The following is a 24,602-nucleotide window of genomic DNA, read 5'->3' as shown; positions in this document are numbered from 1 at the left end:
TCAGTCCTTGGCTCTCAGCATCCGGACGAAGAACAGCGACAGCACCATCACCAGGATGACCAGCAGGAAGGAGTTCGCCGCCCCGGTACCGAGATCGCCGCGCGTGATGTGGTTGTAGAGGTAATAGCCCGCCGTGGTCGTGGAGTTGTACGGCCCGCCCTGCGTGACGACGAACGGCTCGGCGAACATCTGGAAGACGGCGAGAGTCTGCAGCACGACGGCGAACATGATGGTGCGACGCAGCAGCGGCACGGTGATGCTCCACAGCTGCCGGAGCTTCGACGCGCCATCGAGCTCCGCGGCTTCATACATCGAACCGTCGATCGACTGCAGACCCGACAGCAGGATGACGATGATGAAGCCGGTCGTCTTCCACAGGAACAGCAGCGCGAGCGTGGGTTTCGCCCAAGCGCTGGTCGTGAGCCAGCCGATATCCGGGATGCCGAATACGCCGAGGAACGCGTTGATCGCACCGTACTGTTGGTCGAACAGCACCACCCAGATCTGAGCGACGGCGACCAGCGGGGTGACGAACGGCACGATGAACGCGACGCGGTACAGGCCGCGCAGCTTGAGCTTCGCCGAGTTGAGCAGGACGGCGACGATCACCGCCAGAACGATCTGGATCGGGACGATCAGCAGCCACAGGACCGCCGAGTTGCCCAGCGAGCTCCAGAACGCCTCACTCGTGAGGAGGTACGTGTAGTTGCCCCAGCCCACCCACTCCGCGGCGCCGGATCCGCGCCAGTTCGTGAAGCTCAGTCGCGCGGTGAAGATCAGCGGATAGACGCTGAACGCGACGAAGATCACGAGGAACGGAAGAACGAAGAGATACGGCGCTGAGCGTCGTCGGAACTTCGCCATTCCGTTCCGACGCGTGCGCGATGGGGTCGCGTCACGGCCGGATCGCGGTGGTGCCGCGGAGGGGAGGGTGGAGGTCGTCATCGTGGAAGGTCCGTCACTGCCTGTCGATGAGGTTGGTCTGGATGGCGTCGGTCGAGCTGCTGATGACCTCGGCTGGAGTCAGATCGCCATCGAGCATCTTCTGAAGATCGTTGCCGAGGTAGTCCACAGCGCCGTTCCACCACGACGGGATCGAGGTGCCGCTCGGGATCTGCGCCCCTGCGGTCGTCGCGACCTCCCAGAGGTCCTGCCCGCCCAGAGCCTCGATCGGATCGAAGAGGGGCCCCGCCGGGTCGGCTGCGGGAAGGTACGCGGGGATCGACGTGTTCAGGCCGGTCGGGTAGATGTCATTGATGCCCCACACCGCGCTGTATCCGGCCTCGTCGTACATGAGGAACTCGTAGAACAACCAGGCGAGATCGGCGTTCTCACCCTCCTTCGGCAGCACGAACGATGAGCCGCCCATGGCGCCGCTGCGGGCGCCGCCGTCCTCCCAGGCCGGGAGTTCCATGGCTCGCCAGTCGCCGCTGGTCTCGGGTAGCAGCTGCTGCGGCGCGAAGTCGAACCAGATCGCCCACGGGTAGAACACCTGGTTGCCGTTCTCGAGCTCGGCGATGTCCGTAGGACTCAGGTACTCGGCCCGTGTGCCGAGACCGTCGGACTGCACCGTGTCGAGGAACGTCAGGATCTGCTCGTACTCCGGGCTGTCCAGGCGCAGCTCGCCGTCGGCATCCGCGATTGAGGTGCCCAGCTGGCTCGCGTACATCTCGAGCTGGAGCTGGCCGAGGAAGGGGCTCTGCTCGAGGTGGATCGGGTGCGACTCCGGCACTGCCTCCTGATACGCACGCGCGGCGTCGAGAAGATCGTCGTAGGTCTCGATCGTCGTGGCATCGACACCGGCCGCTTCCAGCGCTGTTGCGTTGTAGAAGAGCAAGCCGGGGTTGAGGTCGTAGGGAACACCGTAGATGCCATCGCCGACGGTTGTCGCATCGATCTTCTGGGGTGCGATGTCGTCGGCGTACGGAGCGAGCACATCGGTGAGGTCCCAGAGGTGGTCGGCGAACCCGCCGACGAGCGCATCGTCGAGGAAGACGCCGTCGGGCACATCGGTACCGGTGATCAGCGTGTTCTGCAGTTTGGCGTTGATGTCGACGGCCTCATGGTTGACCTTGATGTCGGGGTACTTCTTATTGAAGTCGTCGATCACGGCGTCGAACACCTCGTACAGGTCGCCGGAGCGATCCCAGATGGTGATCTCGCCTTCCGGCTTATCAGCCGAGGGCGCCTGCAGACGGTCGGACGTTGCTTCGTCGTCGGCACCGGCTGTGATGTCGGGTCCGCACGCGGTCAGGGCCAGTGCGGCGACGGCGGTGACGCCGACTGCGGCCAGGCGCAGGGCCGGCCGCTTCGGGTTGCTGTTCATGACACTCCTTTGTGTTTGCGGTGCTGGGTGTTGAGAAGGCACGGTCGGGTGTGGGGCAGTTCGTGTTTGCCAACGTATGCAAACTGTAGCGGACGTTTGCATACGTTGCAAACGATATGATGACGACATGCCAGCCACACTTCGCGACGTCGCCGAGAGGGCGCAGGTGTCGATGCGCACGGTGTCGAACGTGGTGAGCGGCTACACGCACGTCAGCGAACGCATGCGCGCGAAGGTCCAGGCCGCGATCGAGGAGCTGGACTACCGCCCGAACCCCGTGGCCCGCACGCTCCGGACCGGTCGTACCGGCATGCTCGCCCTCGTCGTCCCCGAGATCGACGTGCCCTACTTCAGCGAACTCGCTCGGGATGTGATCCATGCTGCGGCTGAAGTCGGCTATCGAGTGATGATCGACCAGACCGGCCACGATCATGAGCGCGAGCGGCAGCTGCTCACCGGTGAAGACCGGACGATGCTCTTCGACGGTCTGCTGTTCAGCCCGCTGGTCACCAAGTCCGAGCTCCTCGACATGCACGGCGCCTCACGGATGCCGTTGATCCTGCTCGGCGAACATGACTTCGACGGCCGCTACGACCATGTCGCGATAGACAACGTCGCCGCCGCTCGGGACGCCGTGAACCACCTCGTCGCCACCGGGCGCACGAGGATCGCCGCCATCGGATCGCAGCCGCTGGAAGAGTACGCCACACCACTGCAGCGCTCCGCTGGCTACGAGTCGGCACTGACCGACGCGGGCATGCCGGTTCGCCCGGACTACGTCACGACGGCTGCGCATTACTCTCGCACCGAGGGCTACGAGGCGGCGCGCGCGCTGCTCGAGCTCGACCCCCGCCCCGACGCGATCTTCTGCTTCTCCGACCTGCTGGCGATCGGCGCGATGCGCGCTGTCTTCGATGCGGGGCTCAGCGTGCCAGAGGATGTGGCAGTGATCGGGATCGATGATGTCGAGGAAGGACGATTCGCTCGCCCGTCGCTCAGCACGATCTCCCTGGACACGCCGTTCATCGCGCGCGAGTCGGTTCGCCGGATCATCGAGCGGATCGACGACCGCGAGTCGCCCGCGACCGAGATCGTCGCACCGCACAAGCTCGTGGTGCGAGAGAGCACAGGCGGCAGCTGAACACCGCGAACTAGGCTCATCCCCGTGCCCTGGCGATCCATCGAGCTCCGCGTCGACCGCGACAGCGTCGCGATGGGCGATGACGTCCAGTCCCACGCCGGCGTCATGTCCGTCCCCCGCGGCACGCTGCTCAGCGCAGCCCTCGAGCGATCTTCTCCCGAGATCCGGTCCCCGGGCTGGTCGTGGGTCGCCGTCGTCGACCGCGAGGTCACCGCTGTCTGGTCCGTCGACCACGGCGTCCGAATGCTCGTGCCAGACCGCGAACTCACCCGCGGCCCGGTCGACATCCACTTCCGCTACTTCGTTCAGATCGACCCGGCGTGGCTGTTCGATCGGCTGTCCACCGGTGCCACCGCCGACCGGCGAGAACTCGAAGCGGAATACGCACCGATCGCACGCGAGAAGCACCGCGCCGAACTGCGCCGTCGTGAGCGCGAGATCGATGCCCGCTTGCTGAGCGCCGAGTGCATCGAGGCGATCCGCCATTACGGGGCCGACGTCACCCTGCACGCTGACGTCGCCTGCGACTTCACCCACGCAGGCGAGACATGGGCGGTGCGTCGCGCCGACACGATGCTCCAAGTGTTCCGCGGCGGCGGAGGACCCATCGCTTCCATCCGGCCTCACGTCCTGGGCGAAGCCTGGCTGGTTGGGATGCTCGGCGCCTCAGTACGCGCTGCATCCGGTCTGCCGAGCCTTCCCGCCGCCGACCGCCTGCCCGGGCTCGAATTCACGCAGACCGGCGGGCGATGGATGTCGCGCGGAGCGACCGTCGTTCAGGTCGACTCCGAGCACGCAGCCGACGTCGCAGGCCTCGTGTTCGGGCGGTCGATCGCCGAGATACGGATGCTTCTCGAGGGCTGAGACCGCTACCCGAGAACGCTCCCGGCATCCGCGCACTCGACGAGCTTGCCGTTCTTGAGCACCGCGACCCGGTCGGCGGACAGCACGGGCCGCGTCTGGGTCTTTGAAGTCTCCAATCAAAGAGTGTATCGTGAGGCGATACCCGATACACTTAATCGATGATCGTCAGTTTCCGACACAAGGGGTTGGAGATGCTCTATCGAGAAGATTCGAAACGTGGCATCCAGCCCGCGCACGCCGCCAAGCTGTCGCGAATACTCGCGGCCTTGGACGTTGCACTGGACCCGTCTGATCTGACGATCCCGTCGTTTAGGTTGCATCCGCTCAAGGGAGCGCTTGCTGAGCACTGGTCGATCTGGGTGAACGGGAACTGGCGAGTCACGTTCCGTTTCACTGGTCAAGATGTCGAACTCGTCGATTACCGGGATTATCACTGAAGGAGAAGCTCATGATGAAGAACCCGCCGCATCCTGGCAGCATTCTTCGCGAGGACGTCATCGCAGAGCTGGGCCTCACGGTTGCTGAGGCTGCGGTACGACTCGGCATGTCGAGGGTTGCGCTCAGCCGGGTGCTGAACCAGCACGCGGCCATCAGCGCGAACCTTGCGGTGCGGCTTGAGTACGCGGGAGTCGGCACTGCACGTTCTTGGCTTTCGATGCAGACGAATTATGATCTCGCCCGCGAGCTGGCAGAGAACGAGCACACTGTGCGCCCGCTCTCCACTGCCGGGTAGGGGCGCGCTCGCTCACCGAACGCGAGGTAGGCGAGCAGGAAGATCGCGGCGAACGTGTCGGCGCGCTCGGTCGCGGGGATGCGAGGAGCGAGCATCCAGCTCACGGATGTGCTCTTCGCCCTCAGCGACCCCGATCGTCTCGCGATCGCGCGTCAGCTCGTCGACGGGCCGCTCGACATGGCCGCGTGCCACGCCACCGACCCGAATCTGCCGAAGTCGACCAAGTCGCACTTCATGAAAGTGCTGCGCGAGGCCGGCGTCATCCGCAACGAGCCCAACGGTCGCCAGCGCACGCTGACGCTGCGGCGGGAGGATCTCGATGCCCTGTTCCCCGGGCTTCTGGACTCGGTACTGCGGGGTTAGGCGAGTCGCTTCCGCTCGTGTCGGACCTACTCGTCCGCGACCGGCTCCCACCGCAACAGATCACCCGGCTGGCACTCGAGTGCCTCGCACAGGGCGTCCAGCGTCGTGAACCGTACGGCCTTCGCGCGCCCGTTCTTGAGCACGGCGAGGTTCGTGGGGGTGATGCCGATGCGTTCGGCGAGTTCGCCGACGGCCATCTTGCGGCGCGCGAGCATCACGTCGATGTCGACGATGACGGGCATCAGATCACCTCGCCGAGCTCGGTGCGCAGCGTCTGGGCCTCGTGCTCGCGGTCGATCGCCTGGCGCAGCAGCGCCTTCATGACGACCATCAGAAGCGCCATGCCGCCGAGCACCAGTGCGGCGCCGCCGACGAGCGCGACGAGGCCCGGTGCGATCTCGGTGGGTTTCAACACGAGCGCCATCGCCAGTGCCAGCACCGCGGCCGCGCCGAACGCGCCGATGATGACGTCGACGTAGCGGAACGACGACCTCTGGAAGATCGACCCTCGTCGCACCTTCGTCAGCAGCATCCACACGCATAAGGCGAACACCTGCATCGTCAGCACGCCCAGGACGACGATGGTCACGAAGCCGACGCGGAACCACGTTGGCGCGCCCACGAGATCGATCCACATCAGCGGCACGATCACGGTCTGCACGACCAGCGAGCCGGCCAGTGCCAGCGCGATCACCACGCGCAGGATCACGATCGTGGTTCGTCCCATGGTTGCATCCTCTCATCGACCGACAGAGAGAATCTATCGTTAATCGTTCGATATCGGAAGTCCGTCGATCGAGCGTCTCGCGACGTCGATCCGCCCGTGGAACCCTTCCGGATCCACACCCCACCAGCGCAGCAGCCCTCTGACGGCTTCGAAGAAGTAGGCTCGAGGAGAGGTCGAAGACGACCTCGAGGTACCGCCGAAGGGACGATCGGACTCATGGCGAACGCAATCGGATCCGCTGAGCTGCGAGAGGCGATCGCGGCTCTCGACCCCGACGTCGGGTCCGGCGTCGAGAGCCTGATCAGCCGGCTCGACGCCGTCGATCTCGAGGAGCGCGAGCCGCGGGACGTCGTGGGCGCTGCGCTCTCGATGCGCGCCCTTGCTGCCCAGCGCCGCCGCGGCGAGATCAGCGTGTCGGTCTTCACACCGACACTCAGCGAGCACGGCTGGACCTCGCGCCGCACCATCGTCGACATCTGCACCGACGACGCCCCGTTCCTGGTCGACTCGGTCACCGCGGCGGTCGCGCGACAGGGCCTGGCCGTGCATCTTCTGCTTCACCCGATGGTGTCGGTGCGTCGGGGCGACGACGGCGAGCTGCTCGAGACCGACGCGCACGGCGGCGAGCTCGAGTCGTGGATCCACCTCGAGGTCGACCGCGTGCCCACCGAGGCGGGGCGCGCGGCGCTCACGGAGCGGCTGCTCTCGGTGCTCGGCGACGTGCACGCCGCGGTCGACGACTGGCCGGCCATGCGCCGCGCCTGCCTCGACCTGGTCACCGACCTGCGCACCCAGCCGCCGGTCACCGCCGACCCGGCCAGCGTGGGACCGACCGTCGACTTCCTCAGCTGGCTCGTCGACGACAACTTCACCTTCCTCGGCTACCGCGAGTACTCCCTGGTATCGAATGAGCACGGCGAGGACGTGCTCGTCCCGATAGAGCACACCGGGCTGGGCATCCTGCGCAAGCCCACCACTGCGGTGGCACACCTGCGCCCTGAGGCGCAGCGCACGGCCCGCGAGCCGCGGTTGCTCACGATCACGAAGGCCAACTCGCGCGCCACCGTGCATCGCGACGTCTACCTCGACTACATCGGCGCGCGGATGTTCGACGAGGCCGGCGAGGTCATCGGCGAGCGCCGGTTCCTCGGCATGTTCACCTCTGCCGCCTACGCCGCGTCGGTGACGACGCTTCCGATCGCCGCAGCCAAGGTGCGCGCCGTGCTGGAGGCATCCGGGTTCACACCGCTCTCGCACACCGGTAAGGATCTGCTGCAGATCCTCGAGCAGTATCCGCGGGACGAGCTGTTCCAGGACTCGGTCGACCACCTGCTCGAGGTCGCTTCCGAGGTGAGCCGTCTGAACGGACGCCGGCGCTCCCGCATGTTCCTGCGGAGCGATGAGTTCGGCCGATTCGTCTCGGCCCTGGTCTATCTGCCGAAGGACCGCTACAACACCCCGGTGCGGCTGCGCATCGAGGCGCTGCTGCGGCAGTTGTTCGAGGCCGAGCACGTCGACCACGCCACCCGGGTCACCGACTCCCCGCTCGCCCAGCTGCACTTCGTCGTGCGCGTGCCGCGCGGAGCATCCCTTCCCGACATCGACGAGCGCGAACTGCAGCGCCCACTGGCCGATGCCGTCCGCGGATGGGATGAAGGCCTCGTCGACGCACTGCACCACGCCCACGGCGATGACGAGGCCGCGAGACTCCTGGCTGACTACGGCGAGGCCTTCCCCGCGGTGTACAAGGAGACGGTCACCCCCGAGGAGGCGGTCGACGACATCCCCCTGCTGGAGAGCCTGGGCGAGCGCGAGCTCGCCGTGCGACTGAACGTGCCAGAGCGCGACGTCCCAGGCAAACGCGTCTTCACACTGGTCTCGCGTCAGGAGTATCCGCTCACGCGCGTGCTTCCGGTGCTCACCGATCTCGGCGTCGACGTGGTCGACGAGCGTCCATACGAGATCACCCTCGATGGCGGCGAGAAGCGCTACATCTCCGACTTCGGCCTCACCGCCGAGGGCGTCGAGCGATGGATGGACGCCTCGTGGGGCAGCGTGTTCGAGGATGCGTTCACGGCCTGCTGGACGGGCGCGGCCGAGAGCGACCGTCTGAACACCCTCGTGCTTCACGGCGACCTGGACTGGCGCCGCATCGTGATCCTCCGCGCCATCGCGATGTATCTGCGTCAGATCGGGTCGGCGTTCTCGGTGGAGTACATCGAGAACGCGCTGGCGTCGAACCCCGAGCTCGCCCGTGACCTGGTGCGCCTGTTCGAGCTGCGATTCGACCCGTCGATCACCGGCGACCGCGCCGCGCAGGTGGAAGCGGCCGAGGCCGATCTGCTGCTCGCGCTGGACCAGGTGGCGAGCCTCGACGACGATCGCATCCTGCGCTCCTTCGTCGGAGTGATCAGGGCGACGTGGCGGACGAACTACTACCAGCCGGCTGAGGACGGCTCGCCGAAGCCGTGGGTGTCGATGAAGCTCGACTGCGCAAACGTGCCAGGGCTGCCCAAACCGCATCCGATGGCCGAGATCTGGGTGTACTCGCCCGAGGTCGAAGGAGTGCATCTGCGGTTCGGAAAGGTGGCTCGCGGCGGCTTGCGCTGGAGCGATCGGCGGGAGGACTTCCGCACCGAGGTGCTCGGCCTGGTCAAGGCGCAGATGGTGAAGAACGCTGTGATCGTCCCGACCGGGTCCAAGGGCGGATTCTTCGCCAAGCGGCTGCCCGCCCCGAGCGACCGCGGCGCGTGGCTCGAAGCGGGGAAGGCCGCGTACAGAACGTTCATCCGCGGGCTGCTCGACATCACCGACAACCGGGTCGGCTCCGAGATCATGCCGCCGGCCGACGTCGTGCGCCACGACGGAGAAGACCCCTACCTGGTGGTCGCCGCCGACAAGGGCACGGCCTCGTTCTCCGACATCGCCAACGGGATCTCCGAGGAGTACGGGTTCTGGCTCGCCGACGCCTTCGCGTCGGGCGGGTCGGCAGGCTACGACCACAAGGCGATGGGCATCACAGCCCGCGGCGCCTGGGAGTCGGTGAAGCGGCACTTCCGCGAACTCGGCCTCGACACTCAGTCCGAGGACTTCACCGTCGTCGGCATCGGCGACATGTCGGGAGACGTGTTCGGCAACGGAATGCTGCGATCCCGGCACATCCGGCTGGTCGCAGCCTTCGATCACCGCCATGTCTTCGTCGACCCGACCCCGGATGCGGAGGCGACCTTCGCCGAGCGGGAACGCCTGTTCGCACTGCCGGGGTCGTCGTGGGACGACTTCGACCGCAGCGTGATCTCCGCCGGCGGCGGGGTGTATCCGCTCTCGATGAAGTCGATCACCGTCACGCCCGAGATGGCCGAGGCTCTCGGTCTCGACCACGCGGTGAAGAAGATGACGCCGATGGAGCTGAAGAAGTCCGTGCTGCTCGCGCCGGTCGATCTGCTCTGGAACGGCGCCATCGGCACGTACATCAAGGCGAGCGACGAGAGCGACGCCGACGTGGGCGACCGCGGCAACGACGCCGTCCGCGTCGACGGCGGGCAGCTGCGACTTCGGGTGGTCGGAGAGGGCGGCAACCTCGGCGCCACCCAGCGCGGCCGCATCGAGGCTGCGTCTGCCGGCATCCGGATCAACACCGACGCCATCGACAACTCTGCCGGCGTCGGCACCTCCGACCGGGAGGTCAACATCAAGATCCTGCTCGGCATCCTGGAGCGCGAGAGCCGTCTCGACCGCGAGGCGCGCAACGAGCTGCTGCAGTCGATGACCGACGAAGTCGCAGTGCAGGTGCTGCGGGACAACTACGAGCAGAACGTGCTGCTGGGCAACTCCCGGGCCAACGCCGGCGTCATGCTCCCCGTCCATGAGCGGCTGATGGAGTGGCTCGAGGAGCGCGACGAACTCGATCGCGACCTGGAATTCCTGCCCGGCCGCGCCGAAGTGGCCGACCGGATCGCCCAGCAGCAGGGGCTGACCAGGCCGGAGTTCTCGGTGCTGGTCGCCTATGCGAAACTCGCCCTCAAGGGCGATCTCGCCGCGACCGATCTGGCGGATGACCCCTGGTTCACTCGAACGCTGGCCGAGTACTTCCCCGCGCCGATCAGAGAGGCGTACGCCGGCGATCTGGATGCCCACCCGCTGCGCACCGAGATCATCGTCAACTCGGTGGTGAACTCGATGGTGAACCGCGGTGGGATCACCTTCGGCTATCGGGCGGCGGACGAGACGGGAGCATCCAGCGAGGAGATCGCGCGCGCCTACGTGGCCGCGCGCGAGATCTTCGATCTGCACGGCTTCGTCGTCGCCGTCGAGGCGACCGACAACATCGTCTCGACGGATGTTCAGACCGACCTCTATCTCACCTTCCGCCGACTGCTGGATCGCGCCACCCGCTGGTTCGTGCAGCACCGTCCGGACGGCGTGGACATCGGCGCGGAGATCGAGCTGTTCCAGGGTCCGGTGACGCATCTGTCGGCGAACGTCGACCGGTGGCAGCAGGGAGTGGATCTGGAGCGCTTCGGGTCGCGGACGCAGGAGCTCCAGGACGCCGGCGTGCCGGAGGATCTCGCCAGGCGCGGGGCCGGGCTGCTCGACGTGCTCTCGCTGCTCGACATCGCCGAGTTCTCGCGCACAAGGGGCTGGGATCTGGAGGAGCTGGCGGCGCTGTACTTCGCGATGTCGGCGCGGATGTCGTTCGAGCAGACGCTGACGAAGATCAGCGCCCTGCCGCAGGACGACCGCTGGGGATCGATGGCCAGGGCGAGCATGCGCGACGACCTGTACGCGGTGATGATCGAGCTGACCGCGACGGTCGCGCAGCAGACCTCTCCCGGCGAGCCGGATGCGCGTATCGAGGCCTGGCTGGAAGCGGGCGGCTCGTCCATGCGGCGCGCCGTGGACGAGGCGATCGCTGCCGCACAGGCGCAGGACGGGTCAGGGTTGGCCACGCTCTCGGTCGCGGTGCGGCGACTGCGCTCCCTCGTCAGATGACGCCGGCGCGACTGCATACGCTTGTCCATATGACGTCTTCGGCCACGCTCGACCCTGCCCTCCGCCGCGCCCGCGTCGGCGTCGCGCTGCTCTTCCTCACCAACGGTGCGCTGTTCGCCAACATCCTGCCGCGCTACCCCGAGATCAAGGCCGAGCTCGGTCTGGATGCCGCCACCTACGGCCTCGCGATCGCGGCCTTCCCCGCCGGGGCGATCGTCGCAGGTCTCGCCGCCGCGATGTTCATCCGCCGGTTCGGATCGGCGAGAGTCGCGGTCGCCGGAACCATCATCACGAGCCTCGGCATCCTCGCGGCCGGCTTCGCGCCGTCCGTCCTCTTCTTCGCGCTCGGCCTGTTCCTCGGGGGAGCCGCGGATGCCATCACCGACGTCGCCCAGAACGCCCACGCCCTGCGCGTGCAACGCGGCTACGGTCGCTCGATCATCAACTCGTGCCACGCGATCTGGTCGATCGGCGCCGTGCTCGGCGGTTCGATGGCGGCTGTCGCGATCGCGGTCGCCGTGCCCCTCGGCATCCACCTGATCATCTCGGCCGTGGCATTCGGCATCGTCTCGCTCATCGCCCTGCGGCTGTGCCTGCCCGGCCGCCACCGCGAGACCGATGAAGATGCGGTCGCCGGAGGCGAAGAGATCGGCGGCGCGCTGCAGCGCATCACCGCGAAGGTCTTCATCGTCCTCACAGCTCTCGTGCTGATCTCGATCGCCGGAGCCCTCGTCGAGGATGCCGGGATGTCGTGGGCGACCCTGTACCTGGCCACGACGCTCGAGGCTCCGGCGGCCCTCGCCGCCACCGGATACATCGCCCTCGTCGGCGCACAGTTCATCGGGCGCATCGTCGGCGACGGCCTCACCGACCGGTTCGGGCAGCGCGCCGTCGCGCTCAGCGGTGGGCTCATCACCGCGGTCGGCATGGGCCTCGCGCTCGCGTTCCCGTCGATCCCCGGCACGATCATCGGCTTCGCCGCCGCGGGGTACGGTGTCGCGACGCTCATCCCGGCCGCCATGCACGTGGCCGACGAGTTGCCCGGGCTCAAGCACGGCGCCGGCCTCACGATCGTGTCGTGGCTGCTGCGACTCGGGTTCCTGTTCTCGCCGCCGCTGGTCGGTCTCGTGGCCGACAACGCCGGACTGCGGACCGGTCTGCTCGTCGTGCCGATCGCCGGGGTGGTCGCGGTGCTGTTCGCGTGGTCGCTGCAGGGGCGGGCGAAGCGCGGGCTCTAGCTCCTCGCGGCATCCGCATCGGCGAGCCCTCGCCGCATCGCCTCGCGCGATGCAGCGTCCCACGGGCCCGAGCACGCGAGCGGGATCTCAGTCATGTAGCGGCGCTCAGGTTCCGGCATCCGCTCGGCGAAGCCGGCCGGGTCGGACCCCGCCGTCGCGTACAGGTCGGGTCCATCCGCGAAGTAGAGATCGCAGGCGACGAGGCGGCCGTCGCTGCCGCGCATGATGTTCGACGGATTCTGGTCGAGCGGACCGCACCAGGGAAGCTCGCGGACGGCGTCGGCGTGGATGCGGCGCACGATGTCGACGAGCTCGGCGACGTGCGGTTCACGATCGGCGATCGCGGTGTGGAACGCCACGGCATCCTGCTCGTCGACGTCGCTGAGCCACTCCATCACCTGCAGATCGCCGCCGCCGGCGAGTCGGCGATGCGCGAACAGCTGTGGAACCTGACGGGTGTGCGCCGCCTCGCGATACAGGGCGGCGGTGTACGGACCGACCGGATCGAACGGACTGATCCGCACGGCGGCCGCTCCGTCGGGGGAGCGCAACGCGATCGCCCAGTCGCCCTCCCCGCACGGTGTCCAGTCGGCGTCGCGGAACGCACGCTCGGCGTCGCGGTGGGTGGCGTCTGCGGGCAGGCTGTCGACGATGGCAGTCATGAGTCCATTCTGAACGAAATGCAGTATGGCAAGGTTAAGTGCAGATTGAGTTGCATAACAACAATCAATCGTTATCTCAAACTTCACATAATGCTGCTCGGTTTTGCGAGCAGGGCCGCGCGGGTCGATACTCATGGCGAAACCAGAGCGCCACCGAAAGCTCTTCTGGCCCACTATGAATCAGACAGACACCCTGAACCCTGCACGCGCGAGCGTCGCCGTCATCGGCTCCGGCCGCCTCGGCGGCGTGCTCGCGCGTGCCCTCCGCGCGGCCGGGCTCGACGTACTGGGACCTTTCGGTCGAGACGGCACTGCTGCCTCGGGTACCGTGCCCGCCGTCGACATCGCGCTGCTCTGCGTTCCTGACGCCGCCATCGCCGTCGCCGCTGACGCCGTGAGGGATCGCGCGCGGTTCGTCGGTCACGTCTCGGGCGCCACGGGTCTGGATGCTGTCGACTTCAGCCAGCACCCGCTGCAGACGTTCACGGGAGATGAGAAGCCGGACGTCTTCCGCGGCATCGGCTGCGCCGTCGATGCGCACACCGATGAGGCGCTCGCCGTCGCGACCGGACTCGCCGAGGTGCTCGGAGCGCGCGCCTTCCGCGTGGGCGATGCGCAGCGCGCCGGCTATCACGCCGCGGCATCCACGGCGTCGAATCTGGTGCTCGCAGTGCTGGATGCCGCCGAGCAGCTCGCCGTGGCCGCCGGCCTTCCGTCGGCCGACACGCGCGCTCTGCTCGCACCGCTCGTGCGCCGCACGGTCGAGAACTGGGCGGATGCCGGTGCCGAGGCATCCCTCACCGGCCCGATCGCACGCGGCGACGAAGGCACGGTCGCACGCCAGCGCGCGGCGGTGGCGGACGCCGGCCTCGACCTTCTGGCGCTGTTCGATCAGCTGTGCGCGAGCACCCGCGGGCTCGCCCACCGACCGCAGGAAGACGCAGCATGAGGATCATCCGCACGATCGACGCGATGCGTGCCGCGGTGCGTGAGGCGCGTCGTGCCGGTCGGAGCGTCGGCCTCGTCCCCACCATGGGCGCCTTCCACGAAGGTCACCTCTCGCTCATGCGCCGCGCGCGAGAGCAGAACGATCTCGTCGTCGTCTCGCTCTTCGTCAACCCGACCCAGTTCGGCCAGAACGAAGACCTCAGCTCCTACCCGCGTGACGAGGCGCGCGACGCGGCGCTCGCCGAGAACGAGGGCGTCGACGTCCTCTTCGCCCCGTCAGCTGCCGAGGTGTATCCGGACGAGTTCGCCACCAGCATCCATGTCTCGGGAATCACCGACGTGCTCGACGGCGCCTCGCGCGGCGCATTCCACTTCGACGGCGTCGCGACCGTCGTCACGAAGCTGTTCGGCATCGTCCGCCCCGATGTCGCGTTCTTCGGACAGAAGGATGCCCAGCAGATCCTGGTCGTGCGGCGCGTCGTCAGCGACCTCGATCTCGACGTCCGTATCGAGGCGTGCCCGATCGTCCGCGAGACCGATGGACTCGCGATGAGCTCGCGCAACGTCTACCTCTCGCCCGAGGCGCGCGAGCAGGCGACGGCGCTTTCCCGTGCGCTCGACGCGGCCTCCGCCGTGCGGGAATCGGGCGAGCGCGACGGCGAACGGATCCTGGATGCCGCCCGCCGCGTCCTCGCCGACGCCGGTATCACGCCGGAGTATCTCGAGCTCCGCGACGCTCTCACCCTGAACACCGTCACCCGCGTCGACTCGGACGCACTCCTCGCCGTCGCCGCACGCGTCGGCGCCGCTCGATTGATCGACAACCACATCCTGAAAGGCGACCGCTGATGCAACGCACCATGCTGAAGTCGAAGATCCACCGCGCTACCATCACCGGAAGCGACCTCAACTACGTCGGTTCGATCACGATCGATGCCGACCTGCTCGATGCCGCCGACATCCTCGAGAACGAGCAGGTCCACGTGCTCGACGTCGACAACGGCGCGCGCTTCGAGACCTACACGATCGCAGGAGAGCGCGGCTCCGGCGTCATGCAGGTCAACGGCGCCGCCGCCCGACTCGTGCACTCCGGCGACACGATCATCGTCGTCTCGTACGCTTCGTACTCGCGTTCCGAGCTCGAGGAGTACGAGCCGATCGTCGTGCATGTGGACCGCGGCAACGGCATCATCCAGGTCGATGACGCGGTGGACCAGCTGCTCACCGGGGCGTCGGCGTGAGCATCCACCCGGTGGCCGGCCGCGCGCGCGTCACCCTCGGTGCGCTCGCGGCGAAGAAGGCCGCCGGCGAGAAGATCGTGATGGTCACGGCGTACGACTATCCGGGCGCACAGATCGTGGATGCCGCAGGCGTCGACATCGTGCTCGTCGGAGACTCCGCAGCGATGACCGTGCTCGGCTACGACTCCACGGTGCCGGTGACGGTCGACGAGATGATCATGCTCACGGCCGCGGTGCGGCGGGGTCTGCAGACGCCGTTGCTGGTCGCCGACTTGCCGTTCGGATCGTACGAGGCGTCGGACGAGCTCGCGATCGCGACCGCCCAGCGCTTCATCAAGGAGACCGGCGCCGACGCGGTCAAGATCGAGCGCGGTGGCACGACGGTCGATCGGGCGCGTGCGCTCGTCGCTGCCGGCATCCCTGTCGTGGGTCATGTCGGCCTCACGCCGCAGACCGCGTCGTCGCTCGGCGGGTACCGCGCGCAGGGGCGGACGGCCGACTCCGCTTCTCGGGTGATCGAGGACGCGCTCGCCCTGCAGGATGCCGGATGCTCGCTGCTCGTCGTCGAGGCAGTGCCTTCTGCGGTCACCTCCGTGCTCATGGCGCAAATGGGCATCCCGGTGATCGGGATCGGGGCAGGGGCGGATGCCGATGGCCAGGTGCTCGTCTTCCACGATCTGCTCGGGATCTACGACGGCGGAGCGGCGCGCTTCGTCAAGCGGTACGCGGAGGTGCGCGGGGCGATGGTTGCTGGTGTCTCTTCGTACGCAAGCGAGGTGCGCTCGCGGGTCTACCCCGCGGCCGAGCACACGTACGGGATGCCGGCCGAGGAGGCCGAGAGGCTTGCGGCGCTGTTCGCGGGGCGTGCAGGGGGCGCTCGCAGCGTCGGGTGAGCTGACTGCGCTGGGTAGGCTGACCGCATGCGCATGGATGCCTCATCTTCTTCGGGGCCGATGCCCCGCGTGATCCACACCGGACAGGCCCTGGTCGATGAGGTCATCGAGGTGCCCGCCCTTCCCGCGCGAGGGCAGAACGTCATGGCATCCTCCGTCGCCCAGTACGCGGGCGGGGCTGTCACCGTGCTGCTGGCCGCCGCGCGTCTCGGCGCGGACTGCGTGCACGCGGGTGCGGTGGGCACCGGCCCGCACGGAGACGCGATCCGTGCGGCGTTGGAAGCCGATGGCATCGCGGCATCCGCGCCGCCGGTGACCACGCAGGACACCGGCGTCTGCGTCGTCCTGGTCGAGCCGACGGCCGAGCGCACGTTCGTCACGACCCTCGGTGCCGAGCGCGAAATCACGGTCGATTCCCTGGCCAGTGCTTCTGCCGGACCCGGCGATCTCGTCTGCGTCACCGGATACTCGCTGGCGGTCGAGCAGACCCGCGACCCGCTGTTGGCGTGGATGGAGACCCTGCCGCCTGATGCCGTCGTGGTGCTCGACCCCGGCGCGGCGTTCGCCTCGCTTCCTGCCCAGGTCCGGGATGCGATGCTCGCCCGCACCGACGTGTGGACGGGGAATGCGGAGGAGACGACGGATCTGCTGTCCGCGCTGTCCGCTTCTGTTTCTGGGGTCGCTGATTCTGAGCTCGCTGATTCTGGGGCCGATCGCGAGATCGTCGATCAGGCGGCTGCCGTCCCGGCGCTGCTGCGAGACGGAGCCGTCGCGATCGTCCGGGACGGTGCGGAGGGGTGTGCCGTCTCCGTCGCAGGCGAGACGACCTACGTCCCTGGCTTCCCGCAGAAGCCGGTGGACACGAACGGCGCCGGCGATACGCACACCGGCGCGCTGCTGGCATCCGTCGCGACCGGGGTGAGCTGGGTCGACGCGAGCCGGCGCGCCAATGCAGCCGCAGCGATCAAGGTGACGCGCCGAGGGCCGACGACGGCGCCGACCGCGGACGAGGTCGAGGACTTCCTTCTGAACGCCTGACGGGTTATCCACAACCTCGAATATTCTTCCGAGAATGTCGGTGGCCCTGCATACTCTGGAGGTATGTCAAAGCTGACCGCACTCCACGAGGCAATCACAAGTCTCGAACGGGTGTGGGCGGGCGCCGATGACTCGAACGAGCTTACGAGAGAACAGCTCGTTTCTGCGACGGATGCTGTCGCACTCGTGCAACGGCGATTGGATGCCGTCCAGGTCGACGTGGCCGCAGGTCTCGCACGCGAATCGCGTCCGGAGCTCGGGGCGGAGTCGCTCGCCAAGCAACAGGGATTCCGCACACCGGCCAAGATGCTGTCCACGACAATGGGCGTCTCGACGGGCGATGCGCTGCGGCTGATCAAAGTGGGTGAGAGCACGGCACCGCGGTCAGACCTGCTGGGCGCGAAGCTGCCGGCGAAGTATCCGCTCGTTCGTGAGGCGCTGAACTCGGGTGCGCTGAGTGCGCAGGCATCGGCGCTGATCATCGGACTGCTCGATCGCTGCCGCGTGGCTGCGGGTGCCGTGCGCATCGTCGAAGGGGAGCGACTGCTCGTCGAAGCGGCCGTCGGGCTCGGTCTCGACGAGGTCCGCAAGTTGATCGTGCGTGCCGAGGCGTGGCTCGACCCCGACGGCGTCGAGCCGCGAGAAGACGAGCGCCGTGCGCAGCGTTCGCTGACGTTCTTCGAACGCGACGGCTACCTCCACTTCAACGGAAAATGGGATGCCGAGACCGGCGCGCCGATCGCTGCAGCCCTGCGCGGTGCTGTCAGTGCGACATTCGCCGCGCGGAAGGATGCTGTCGACCCCGACGCTCCGGATGCCGATCACCGCACCGTCGCGATGATCCAGGCCGATGCTCTCAGCGCGTTCTGCGCGCACATGCTCGGCTGCGAGGCGAAGGGGCCGGTGCTCGCGGGCGCGACGGTCATCGTCCGGATGAGCCTGGAAGACCTCGAGTCGGGTGTCGGATCGGCGACGATCGACGGCATCGACCAGCCGATCGGCGTCGGAGCGGCGCGGCGGATGGCCGCCAGCGGCGGCGTGATCTCCTGCGTGTTCGATGGCGACAGTCAGATCCTCGATTGGGGGCGCGAGAAGCGGTTCTTCACCAAGACCCAGCGACTCGCGCTCGCCGAACGCGACGGCGGATGCGCGATGTGCGGGCTTCCGCCCGAGATGACCCGGGCACATCACATCCGATGGTGGCAGCGAGATCGAGGGCCGACCGACCTGTCGAACGGCGTGCTGCTGTGCGAGACGTGTCACCATCGCATCCATGACAACGGGTGGGAGATAGAGATCGACGGCGCGGGAACCAGCGCTCGGGTGTGGTTCATCCCGCCCGCCTACGTCGATCCGGCGAGGACGCCGCGGCTCGGCGGCAGGGCACGGTTCGATATCGCGGCGTGAGCGCGGGGCGCGACGCCGTGCGCCAACCGGCGCCGCATGGTCGATCCCGTGCATTCGCTGGGAAGGCTTTCCGAACGATCTATAGCGATATATCGTTAACGCACTCCGCTCGGCACGAACGGAGCTTGACATGCACGGGCGCGCTGCCGGCGCACCGCGAACCAGGAGGTCATCATGAACGACTCATCCCACAACAGCGGTTTCGGGTCGGGCTCGCCCTTCGGCGGGTTCGGCGGCTTCGGTTCCGGTGGTTTCGGCGGCTCTGGCGGCTCCGGTGGCCCAGGGGCGATGATCTTCGACGCGCTCGACCAGATTCGCAAGCAGTTCGAGTCCCGCCCCGGCGGCTCAACGCGCATGGCGCGCGGAGACGTGCGGGCGGCGGTCCTCTCGCTCCTGGCCGAGGAGCCGATGCACGGCTACCAGATCATCCGCGAGATCGAAGACCGCTCAGGCGGAACGTGGAAGCCGAGCGCGGGGTCCGTGTACCCGACGCTGCAGCTGCTCGCCGACGAGGGACTCGTCGAGGCCGAGGAGCAGAACGGACGCAAGACCTACTCGCTCACCGAGGCCGGTCGTGCCGTGGCCGATGAGGCGGACACTCCGGCCCCGTGGGCGGCCAACGGCGACGGGGCGCGTCGTGACGGTCGCGGTGGAGGAATGCCCGGCGAGCGCCAGCGCGCCCTCGCGAAGGCAGGTGTCGACCTCGCAGGAGCGGCCGCGCAGTTCGCCCGCAGCAACCCAGAACAGATCGACCAGGCCGTCGAGATCCTCGAGGACGCCCGCCGTAAGCTGTACGCGATCCTTGCCCAGGACTGATCCGCTGAAGCATCAGCATCTGACCAGCACGAGCTCGGCATCGCGGGAGGGGCATGATGGCTGACGCGGGACGCCCGGGGCCCCATCGCGCCCGGTATCGCCGAATCCTGCGCTTCGCGTCGCTGCAGCTCGTCCAGCTGTGGTGGTTCGAGCTGTTCCTGCCGCGCATCGGGCTCGCCGGCATCGCAGAGCGCACACGCACCGACCGGATGCGCCGCATCGCACAGCGCTTCCACGTGCTCGCCGTCGACCTCGGCGGCCTCATGATCAAGGTCGGGCAGTTCATGTCGTCGCGCCTCGACGTGCTGCCTCCCGAGATCACCGACGAGCTCGCCGGCCTGCAGGACGAGGTTCCGGCCGTGCCGTTCGCCGACATCAAAGCGCTCGCCGAGGCCGAGCTGGGCGTACCCTTCGACCGCGCGTTCGCTTGGGTTGACGAACGGGCGCTCGCCGCGGCATCCCTCGGCCAGGTGCACCGCGCGCGACTATCCGAACTCGACGCGGCCGACACCGGGCTCGAGAACGTCGTCGTGAAGGTGCAGCGTCCAGGCATCGACGAGATCGTCGCGGTGGACCTCGCCGCACTCCGCAAGGTGGCCGGGTGGCTGCGGCGGGTGCGCATCGTCTCCGATCGCGTCGACGCGCCGGCGCTCGTCGAGGAGTTCGCGCAGACGAGCCTGGAGGAGATCGACTACCTGCACGAGGCGCAGAGCGCAGAGCGCTTCGGCGAGAACTTCGCCGCCGACGCGCGCGTCGCCACCCCCGAGGTCGTCTGGGAGCGCACCACCCGTCGGGTATTGACGCTCGAGGACGTCACCGCGATCAAGATCAACGACACGGATGCTCTGCGCGGGGCGGGCATCGACCCCGACGAAGTGGCGGATGCCTTCGCCAAGGCCATGTTCGAGCAGGTGTTCACGCATAGTTTCTTCCACGCCGACCCGCACCCTGGGAACATCTTCGTGACACCCGGCGCCACTCCCGACGCGTGGCGGCTGACGTTCATCGACTTCGGCATGATGGGTCAGGTTCCTGAGGGGCTGCGCAGCGGATTGCGCGCCCTCGTGATCGCCGTCGCCTCTCGCGACGGCCGCAAGCTCGTGGATGCTGCGCAGGAGGTCGGCGTCCTGCTGCCCTCCGCCGACACCAAGGAGTTCGAGAAGGCGATCACCGCCCTGTTCGCCCGGTTCGGGGGCATGGGATTCGCGGAGCTCGCCACTGTCGACCCTCGCGAGTTCCGTGATTTCGCCAGCGAGTTCGGCGACACGATCCGGGCGCTGCCGTTCCAGCTTCCCGAGGGGATGCTGCTGCTGTTCCGCGCCGTCGCGCTGACCTCGGGCATGTGCAGCGGGCTGAATCCGACGTTCAACGTGTGGGATGCCGTCGAGCCGTTCGCGGCGCAGCTGCTGCGCGATGAGACCGGCAGCACCGTTCGTGCCTTCGCCGATGAGGCATGGAGGGCCGCGGTGACGACGGCCCGGTTGCCAGGACGCATCGACGCCGTCATCACTGAGATCGAAGAAGGCACGATCACCTTCGACACCTCGCGGCTCGAACGTCGTCTGGATTCGCTGATCCGCATCGGTCGACGCGTCGTCTCTGCTGTGGTGTTCGCCGGACTTGCGGTCGGCGGGGCGCTGCTCATCGTTCCGACGCCGCCGCTCGGGATCGTGCTGCTGGCGGCGTCCGTCGTGCCGCTCGCGCACGCGCTGTTCGCCGGCGCCGGGCGGCGCTGAGGTCGATACCGAGAACCTCTTGACACGGCATCCGCCTCGGCATAACGTACAACCAAATGGTTGCACAATCTGAACTGAGCGAGACGGAGATCGACCGTGTGTTCCACGCACTGGCGACGGCGACCCGGCGTGACATCCTGCGCCGCACGATCACCGAGGAACAATCCGTATCAACCCTCGCGGGCGACTACGAGATGTCCTTCGCGGCCGTGCAGAAGCACGTCGCCGTCCTCGAGGCCGCCGGCCTCATCATCAAACGCGCTGAGGGACGCGAGCGGCTCGTCCGTGCGAATCCTGAGATGATCGCGCGCGCTCGGGCGCTGCTGGCCCGTTACGAAGAGCTGTGGCGGGCTCGCATCTCCCGCCTGGATGACCTGCTCGCCTCGGATGCATCGAACGCCGAATCCAACGAAGGAGTCTGAAATGCCTGTCACCGATATCACCACCGATCCGCAGAGCCTGACGATGACGCTGACCGCCGAGTTCGCTGCTCCGGTCGAGCGCGTGTGGAACGCGTTCACGACCGCGAGCCAGCTCGAGCGCTTCTGGGGCCCTCCAGGGTGGCCGTCCACATTCCGCGAGTTCGATCTCAGGGTGGGAGGGCGCGCGCAGTACTTCATGACGAGCCCTCGCGGCGAGAAGTCGTCGGGCTCGTGGGAGTTCATCTCGATCGACGAGCCGCGTGGCTTCGAGGTCATCGACTCGTTCGTCGACGACGAGGGCAACCCGCTCGACGGATTCCCCGCGATGCGGATGAGCTTCAACTTCGAAGAGACCGAGGCCGGGTCGCGCATGGTTAACACGAGCTACTTCGACAGCGCCGAGGCGCTCGAGCAGGTCGTCGCGATGGGCGCCGTCGAGGGTTCGCGCATGGCGATGGCGCAGCTGGATGCCGTCCTGCAGGACCTCCGCGAATACGCCGAGGGCAAGGGCACCCGCGTCGAGCTGCTCGACGACACGCACGTGCGCATCACGCGGCTGGTGAACGGCCCGCGCGAGCTCGTCTGGCGCGCGCACCACGACCCGGAACTGATCCGGCAGTGGATGCTCGGACCCGACGGCTGGGAGATGACGGAGTGCGTCGCGACCACCACGGTCGGCGAGAGCTACCGCAACTCGTGGGCACCGGTCGGCGACACCGAAGGTGAGCTGTTCGGATTCGAGGGCGAGGTGCTGCTCAGCGACCCGCCGCGGCGCGCGGTCACCACCGAGCGGATGCAGGGACTGCCGACCGAGACGCTCAACGACCTCAACCTCTACGAGGAGGACGGCGCCACCCTGGTCACGGTGCTCATCGAGTACCCCGACAAGGACACGCGCGACATGATCCTCGCCACCGGCATGGCCGACGGCATGGAGTCGTCGTTCCAGCGCCTCGAGCGCGAGGTGCTGAGCGCCGCCCGTTCGTAACTCCACAGGAGTTGCTGCTCCGGCCCCGGATCCGGTGGATCCGGGGCCGGACTGCTGCGGTGGTGAGGGCTGTGCCCAGGTGAGCGGCCGCGTCGGCGCCGCACAACTCCGGAGAAACTGCGTTCTGGGCGAGTTCGGCACCGGAAACACGCAGATTCTGCGAGAAGCTCCGGAGTTATGCAGGGCGGCAGGCAGAAACCTGGCACTTACCGCTGGGCGGCCAGCCGGATCGGCGCGTTCGAGCCTCCGTACCCGTCGTAGCCGCCGCGGCGCTCGACGACCTCGAAGAAGACGTCGCCGATCGTCCGCGTGTAGAAGTGGATGAACTCGCCCTGCGCATCCCGGTCGTACAGCAGATCCAGCTCGCGCAGTGACGACAGCATCTTGGCCGGCAGATCGAACCGCGCCGCCAGGTCGTCGTAGTAGTTCGCCGGGATCCGCAGGTGATCGATGCCGCGCTCCCGCGCCCGGCGCGCCACCTCGAACACATCCGCGGTCCGCACCGCGACGTGCCGTGCTGGAGGCTTCGCCGTGGGAGGGGCGAGGTTGATCGGCACGCGGATGATGCCGTCCGGAGTCCGCATCACCTGACTGCGGATCAGCCCCTGCAGCCCGGGGACATCGGCCGGCGGATCGGCCTGCAGCGACAACGCGCTCGACATGAACAGCACCGCCTCGTCGAAGTCCTGCCATGCGTAGGCGAGGTTGATGTGGTCGACCTCGCCGACCAGCTCACCACCGCCACGGGTGCCGCCCTCGAACTCCTGCAGCCACGACTGCTCGACGGGCAGCGAGCTCCAGAACACCTGCGTGCCGTCGGGCGCCGCGACCCCCTGCAGCTCCTGCTCCCCCTCGTACGTCCGCCGGAACACCGACGGCGACCCGAGTGCGAGCGCGCGCGAGACCGCGGCTTCGGCATCCGCCGTCCTCAACCCGATTCCCGCGAGCACGGCCTCGCCGCTGCGTACCTGCTCGTTCAGGATGATCCGGGCAGCGCCGGCGCTCCACAGGCGCACCGGCTTCGACCGATGACGTCCCTCGAAGGCGAAACCGAGCTGACCGAGCAGCTCGTCGACCTCGGCGAGATCGGCCCCAGCCACCTCGACGAAGTCCAAGCCGGATGTCGAGGGTGCAGAGCCGAGAAGGTCCTCAGACCAGCCGTTCGCGGCGGCGGTCCGATCCGCCAGCCACACCAGCGAGCGGTGGGCGTGTGCCGCAGTGCGCATCGTGTCGGTCTGTCGGTACGTGTCGTTGAAGACCTCGAGCGACCAGGGCCCGGTGTATCCCGCCCGCATGACATGCGTCATGAAGCCCACCAGATCGAACGACCCCTCGCCGGGGAACAACCGGTGGTGCCGGCTCCATGACAGCACGTCCATGTCGAGCGCCGGAGCATCGGCGAGCTGCAGGAAGAAGATCTTCTCCGCGTCGATCTCCTCGATCGCCGCCGGGTCGTGGCCGAGCGAGAGGATGTGGAAGCTGTCCAGGCACAGACCGAGATTCGGTCGGTCGGCTCGCTTCACGATCTCCCACGTCCGCCGGTAGTCGTCGACGAATCGGCCCCAGGCGAGCGCCTCGTAGGCGAGTCGGATGCCGTGCACCGCAGCCCTGTCGGCGAGCTCGCCGAGCTGCCTGGCGATGATCGCGTCATCATCGACCGTCGCAGTGCCGACGTTGCTGCACACGAGCATGAGGTCGGTCCCGAGACGCTTCATCACCTGGAACTTCGCCTCGGCCCGGCGCAGGTTGTCGGCGAACAGATCGTCTGACACGCCCTCGGCGTCTCGGAACGGCTGGAACATCTCGATCTTCAGACCGAGTCGATCGCACAGGGCGCGGATCTCCTCGGGGGACTCTGGGGCGGCGATGAGATCGGCGTCCATGATCTCGACACCGTCGAAGCCTGCCTCAGCGCAGGCGTGGAGCTTTTCGACGAGCCCGCCGGAGATGCAGACGGAGGCAATGGAGGTTCGCATGGCAGTGAACGTACCAGTTTGTACATTAATTTCCCAGAGCTCTTGCTCAATCAATGTACTAACCAGTACATTCAACTTCAGTACCCGAACC

Annotated in this window: 23 protein-coding genes; 17 read left to right on the top strand and 6 right to left on the bottom strand. The window is 67.6% G+C overall.

The genetic code is table 11. The annotated features are described in order from the left end of the window. Both LQZ87_RS02370 and LQZ87_RS02365 read right to left on the bottom strand, forming a co-directional pair. Window positions 1-864: a sugar ABC transporter permease gene (locus LQZ87_RS02370; RefSeq protein ID WP_230101833.1), complete on the bottom strand. Its 864-nt coding sequence runs from the start codon at window positions 862-864 to the stop codon at window positions 1-3. Window positions 865-958: 94 nt separating this feature from the next. Continuing rightward, on the bottom strand, window positions 959-2,326 hold the full coding sequence (locus tag LQZ87_RS02365) for an extracellular solute-binding protein (protein ID WP_230101832.1): 1,368 nt from the start codon (window positions 2,324-2,326) through the stop codon (window positions 959-961). A gap of 127 nt (window positions 2,327-2,453) precedes the next feature. Here LQZ87_RS02365 and LQZ87_RS02360 point away from each other — a divergent pair, with 127 nt between their 5' ends. The 5 genes from LQZ87_RS02360 to LQZ87_RS02340 all read left to right on the top strand — a co-directional run bounded on the left by LQZ87_RS02360 (window position 2,454) and on the right by LQZ87_RS02340 (window position 5,427). Then, window positions 2,454-3,467, top strand: a complete 1,014-nt coding sequence (locus LQZ87_RS02360) for a LacI family DNA-binding transcriptional regulator (protein ID WP_230101831.1) — start codon at window positions 2,454-2,456, stop codon at window positions 3,465-3,467. A 24-nt stretch (window positions 3,468-3,491) separates the two neighbouring features. Then, window positions 3,492-4,331: a hypothetical protein gene (locus LQZ87_RS02355; protein WP_230101830.1), complete on the top strand. Its 840-nt coding sequence runs from the start codon at window positions 3,492-3,494 to the stop codon at window positions 4,329-4,331. Window positions 4,332-4,489: 158 nt separating this feature from the next. Beyond that, window positions 4,490-4,768 carry a type II toxin-antitoxin system RelE/ParE family toxin gene (locus tag LQZ87_RS02350; protein WP_230101829.1) on the top strand — a complete coding sequence of 93 codons (279 nt, stop codon included), beginning with the start codon at window positions 4,490-4,492 and terminating at the stop codon, window positions 4,766-4,768. Between the two features lie 11 nt (window positions 4,769-4,779). Then, on the top strand, window positions 4,780-5,064 hold the full coding sequence (locus tag LQZ87_RS02345) for a HigA family addiction module antitoxin (RefSeq protein WP_230101828.1): 285 nt from the start codon (window positions 4,780-4,782) through the stop codon (window positions 5,062-5,064). 78 nt (window positions 5,065-5,142) lie between these two features. Further along, entirely contained in the window at window positions 5,143-5,427 is a 285-nt protein-coding gene (locus tag LQZ87_RS02340) for a transcriptional regulator (protein ID WP_230101933.1), read from the top strand. A gap of 26 nt (window positions 5,428-5,453) precedes the next feature. Here LQZ87_RS02340 and LQZ87_RS02335 read toward each other — a convergent pair whose 3' ends face one another. After that, entirely contained in the window at window positions 5,454-5,669 is a 216-nt protein-coding gene (locus LQZ87_RS02335; RefSeq protein ID WP_230101827.1) for a helix-turn-helix transcriptional regulator, read from the bottom strand. After that, complete coding sequence (locus LQZ87_RS02330; RefSeq protein ID WP_230101826.1) at window positions 5,669-6,154, bottom strand: DUF2975 domain-containing protein; 486 nt, start codon at window positions 6,152-6,154, stop codon at window positions 5,669-5,671. The genes LQZ87_RS02335 and LQZ87_RS02330 overlap by 1 nt, the downstream gene beginning before the upstream one ends. Window positions 6,155-6,370: 216 nt before the next feature. Between LQZ87_RS02330 and LQZ87_RS02325 the strand changes: the two genes are divergently transcribed. After that, on the top strand, window positions 6,371-11,146 hold the full coding sequence (locus tag LQZ87_RS02325; RefSeq protein WP_230101825.1) for an NAD-glutamate dehydrogenase: 4,776 nt from the start codon (window positions 6,371-6,373) through the stop codon (window positions 11,144-11,146). 29 nt (window positions 11,147-11,175) lie between these two features. Then, a complete protein-coding gene (locus LQZ87_RS02320) occupies window positions 11,176-12,384 on the top strand; it encodes an MFS transporter (RefSeq protein WP_230101824.1) in 1,209 nt (402 codons plus the stop codon). Here LQZ87_RS02320 and LQZ87_RS02315 read toward each other — a convergent pair. Continuing rightward, window positions 12,381-13,046 (bottom strand): hypothetical protein, encoded by a 666-nt coding sequence (locus tag LQZ87_RS02315; protein WP_230101823.1) that lies wholly within the window; start codon window positions 13,044-13,046, stop codon window positions 12,381-12,383. The genes LQZ87_RS02320 and LQZ87_RS02315 overlap by 4 nt on opposite strands. A gap of 175 nt (window positions 13,047-13,221) precedes the next feature. Between LQZ87_RS02315 and LQZ87_RS02310 the strand changes: the two genes are divergently transcribed. The 10 genes from LQZ87_RS02310 (at window position 13,222) to LQZ87_RS02265 (ending at window position 22,535) form a co-directional block, all read left to right on the top strand. Then, the gene (locus tag LQZ87_RS02310; protein ID WP_230101822.1) at window positions 13,222-13,995 is read left to right on the top strand and encodes a Rossmann-like and DUF2520 domain-containing protein; all 774 of its coding nucleotides are present in this window, start codon (window positions 13,222-13,224) and stop codon (window positions 13,993-13,995) included. After that, window positions 13,992-14,843: a pantoate--beta-alanine ligase gene (gene panC / locus LQZ87_RS02305; protein WP_230101821.1), complete on the top strand. Its 852-nt coding sequence runs from the start codon at window positions 13,992-13,994 to the stop codon at window positions 14,841-14,843. Before LQZ87_RS02310 ends, panC begins: the two co-directional genes overlap by 4 nt. Next, window positions 14,843-15,235 (top strand): aspartate 1-decarboxylase, encoded by a 393-nt coding sequence (panD, locus tag LQZ87_RS02300; protein ID WP_230101820.1) that lies wholly within the window; start codon window positions 14,843-14,845, stop codon window positions 15,233-15,235. The genes panC and panD overlap by 1 nt, the downstream gene beginning before the upstream one ends. Continuing rightward, window positions 15,232-16,128, top strand: coding sequence for a 3-methyl-2-oxobutanoate hydroxymethyltransferase (gene panB / locus LQZ87_RS02295; RefSeq protein ID WP_230101819.1), 897 nt, complete (start codon window positions 15,232-15,234; stop codon window positions 16,126-16,128). Before panD ends, panB begins: the two co-directional genes overlap by 4 nt. Window positions 16,129-16,155: 27 nt before the next feature. Continuing rightward, the gene (locus LQZ87_RS02290; RefSeq protein ID WP_230101818.1) at window positions 16,156-17,166 is read left to right on the top strand and encodes a PfkB family carbohydrate kinase; all 1,011 of its coding nucleotides are present in this window, start codon (window positions 16,156-16,158) and stop codon (window positions 17,164-17,166) included. Window positions 17,167-17,229: 63 nt separating this feature from the next. Further along, window positions 17,230-18,573 carry an HNH endonuclease signature motif containing protein gene (locus LQZ87_RS02285; protein ID WP_230101817.1) on the top strand — a complete coding sequence of 448 codons (1,344 nt, stop codon included), beginning with the start codon at window positions 17,230-17,232 and terminating at the stop codon, window positions 18,571-18,573. 174 nt (window positions 18,574-18,747) lie between these two features. After that, the gene (locus tag LQZ87_RS02280; RefSeq protein WP_230101816.1) at window positions 18,748-19,389 is read left to right on the top strand and encodes a PadR family transcriptional regulator; all 642 of its coding nucleotides are present in this window, start codon (window positions 18,748-18,750) and stop codon (window positions 19,387-19,389) included. 56 nt (window positions 19,390-19,445) lie between these two features. After that, complete coding sequence (locus LQZ87_RS02275; RefSeq protein WP_230101932.1) at window positions 19,446-21,125, top strand: AarF/UbiB family protein; 1,680 nt, start codon at window positions 19,446-19,448, stop codon at window positions 21,123-21,125. Between the two features lie 56 nt (window positions 21,126-21,181). After that, window positions 21,182-21,547, top strand: coding sequence for a helix-turn-helix domain-containing protein (locus LQZ87_RS02270; RefSeq protein WP_230101815.1), 366 nt, complete (start codon window positions 21,182-21,184; stop codon window positions 21,545-21,547). A 1-nt stretch (window position 21,548) separates the two neighbouring features. After that, window positions 21,549-22,535: an SRPBCC family protein gene (locus LQZ87_RS02265; RefSeq protein ID WP_230101814.1), complete on the top strand. Its 987-nt coding sequence runs from the start codon at window positions 21,549-21,551 to the stop codon at window positions 22,533-22,535. A 206-nt stretch (window positions 22,536-22,741) separates the two neighbouring features. Here the strand turns inward: LQZ87_RS02265 and LQZ87_RS02260 are convergent, their stop codons facing one another. Next, window positions 22,742-24,511 carry a sugar phosphate isomerase/epimerase and 4-hydroxyphenylpyruvate domain-containing protein gene (locus LQZ87_RS02260; protein ID WP_230101813.1) on the bottom strand — a complete coding sequence of 590 codons (1,770 nt, stop codon included), beginning with the start codon at window positions 24,509-24,511 and terminating at the stop codon, window positions 22,742-22,744. Window positions 24,512-24,602: the final 91 nt, after the last annotated feature.

The organism is Microbacterium sp. Bi121 (assembly GCF_918698005.1).
GTDB lineage: Bacteria > Actinomycetota > Actinomycetes > Actinomycetales > Microbacteriaceae > Microbacterium.
Note: the sequence above shows the minus strand (reverse complement) of the source record. Positions and strands in the feature narration are given on the sequence as shown.

Coding starts and splice junctions, on each gene's coding strand:
- LQZ87_RS02370 (WP_230101833.1), bottom strand. CDS start 864: ATGGCGAAGTTCCGACGACGCTCAGCGCCGTATCTCTTCGTTCTTCCG.
- LQZ87_RS02365 (WP_230101832.1), bottom strand. CDS start 2,326: ATGAACAGCAACCCGAAGCGGCCGGCCCTGCGCCTGGCCGCAGTCGGC.
- LQZ87_RS02360 (WP_230101831.1), top strand. CDS start 2,454: ATGCCAGCCACACTTCGCGACGTCGCCGAGAGGGCGCAGGTGTCGATG.
- LQZ87_RS02350 (WP_230101829.1), top strand. CDS start 4,490: ATGATCGTCAGTTTCCGACACAAGGGGTTGGAGATGCTCTATCGAGAA.
- LQZ87_RS02345 (WP_230101828.1), top strand. CDS start 4,780: ATGATGAAGAACCCGCCGCATCCTGGCAGCATTCTTCGCGAGGACGTC.
- LQZ87_RS02340 (WP_230101933.1), top strand. CDS start 5,143: ATGCGAGGAGCGAGCATCCAGCTCACGGATGTGCTCTTCGCCCTCAGC.
- LQZ87_RS02335 (WP_230101827.1), bottom strand. CDS start 5,669: ATGCCCGTCATCGTCGACATCGACGTGATGCTCGCGCGCCGCAAGATG.
- LQZ87_RS02330 (WP_230101826.1), bottom strand. CDS start 6,154: ATGGGACGAACCACGATCGTGATCCTGCGCGTGGTGATCGCGCTGGCA.
- LQZ87_RS02325 (WP_230101825.1), top strand. CDS start 6,371: ATGGCGAACGCAATCGGATCCGCTGAGCTGCGAGAGGCGATCGCGGCT.
- LQZ87_RS02320 (WP_230101824.1), top strand. CDS start 11,176: ATGACGTCTTCGGCCACGCTCGACCCTGCCCTCCGCCGCGCCCGCGTC.
- LQZ87_RS02315 (WP_230101823.1), bottom strand. CDS start 13,046: ATGACTGCCATCGTCGACAGCCTGCCCGCAGACGCCACCCACCGCGAC.
- LQZ87_RS02310 (WP_230101822.1), top strand. CDS start 13,222: ATGAATCAGACAGACACCCTGAACCCTGCACGCGCGAGCGTCGCCGTC.
- panC (WP_230101821.1), top strand. CDS start 13,992: ATGAGGATCATCCGCACGATCGACGCGATGCGTGCCGCGGTGCGTGAG.
- panD (WP_230101820.1), top strand. CDS start 14,843: ATGCAACGCACCATGCTGAAGTCGAAGATCCACCGCGCTACCATCACC.
- LQZ87_RS02290 (WP_230101818.1), top strand. CDS start 16,156: ATGCGCATGGATGCCTCATCTTCTTCGGGGCCGATGCCCCGCGTGATC.
- LQZ87_RS02285 (WP_230101817.1), top strand. CDS start 17,230: ATGTCAAAGCTGACCGCACTCCACGAGGCAATCACAAGTCTCGAACGG.
- LQZ87_RS02280 (WP_230101816.1), top strand. CDS start 18,748: ATGAACGACTCATCCCACAACAGCGGTTTCGGGTCGGGCTCGCCCTTC.
- LQZ87_RS02275 (WP_230101932.1), top strand. CDS start 19,446: ATGGCTGACGCGGGACGCCCGGGGCCCCATCGCGCCCGGTATCGCCGA.
- LQZ87_RS02270 (WP_230101815.1), top strand. CDS start 21,182: ATGGTTGCACAATCTGAACTGAGCGAGACGGAGATCGACCGTGTGTTC.
- LQZ87_RS02265 (WP_230101814.1), top strand. CDS start 21,549: ATGCCTGTCACCGATATCACCACCGATCCGCAGAGCCTGACGATGACG.
- LQZ87_RS02260 (WP_230101813.1), bottom strand. CDS start 24,511: ATGCGAACCTCCATTGCCTCCGTCTGCATCTCCGGCGGGCTCGTCGAA.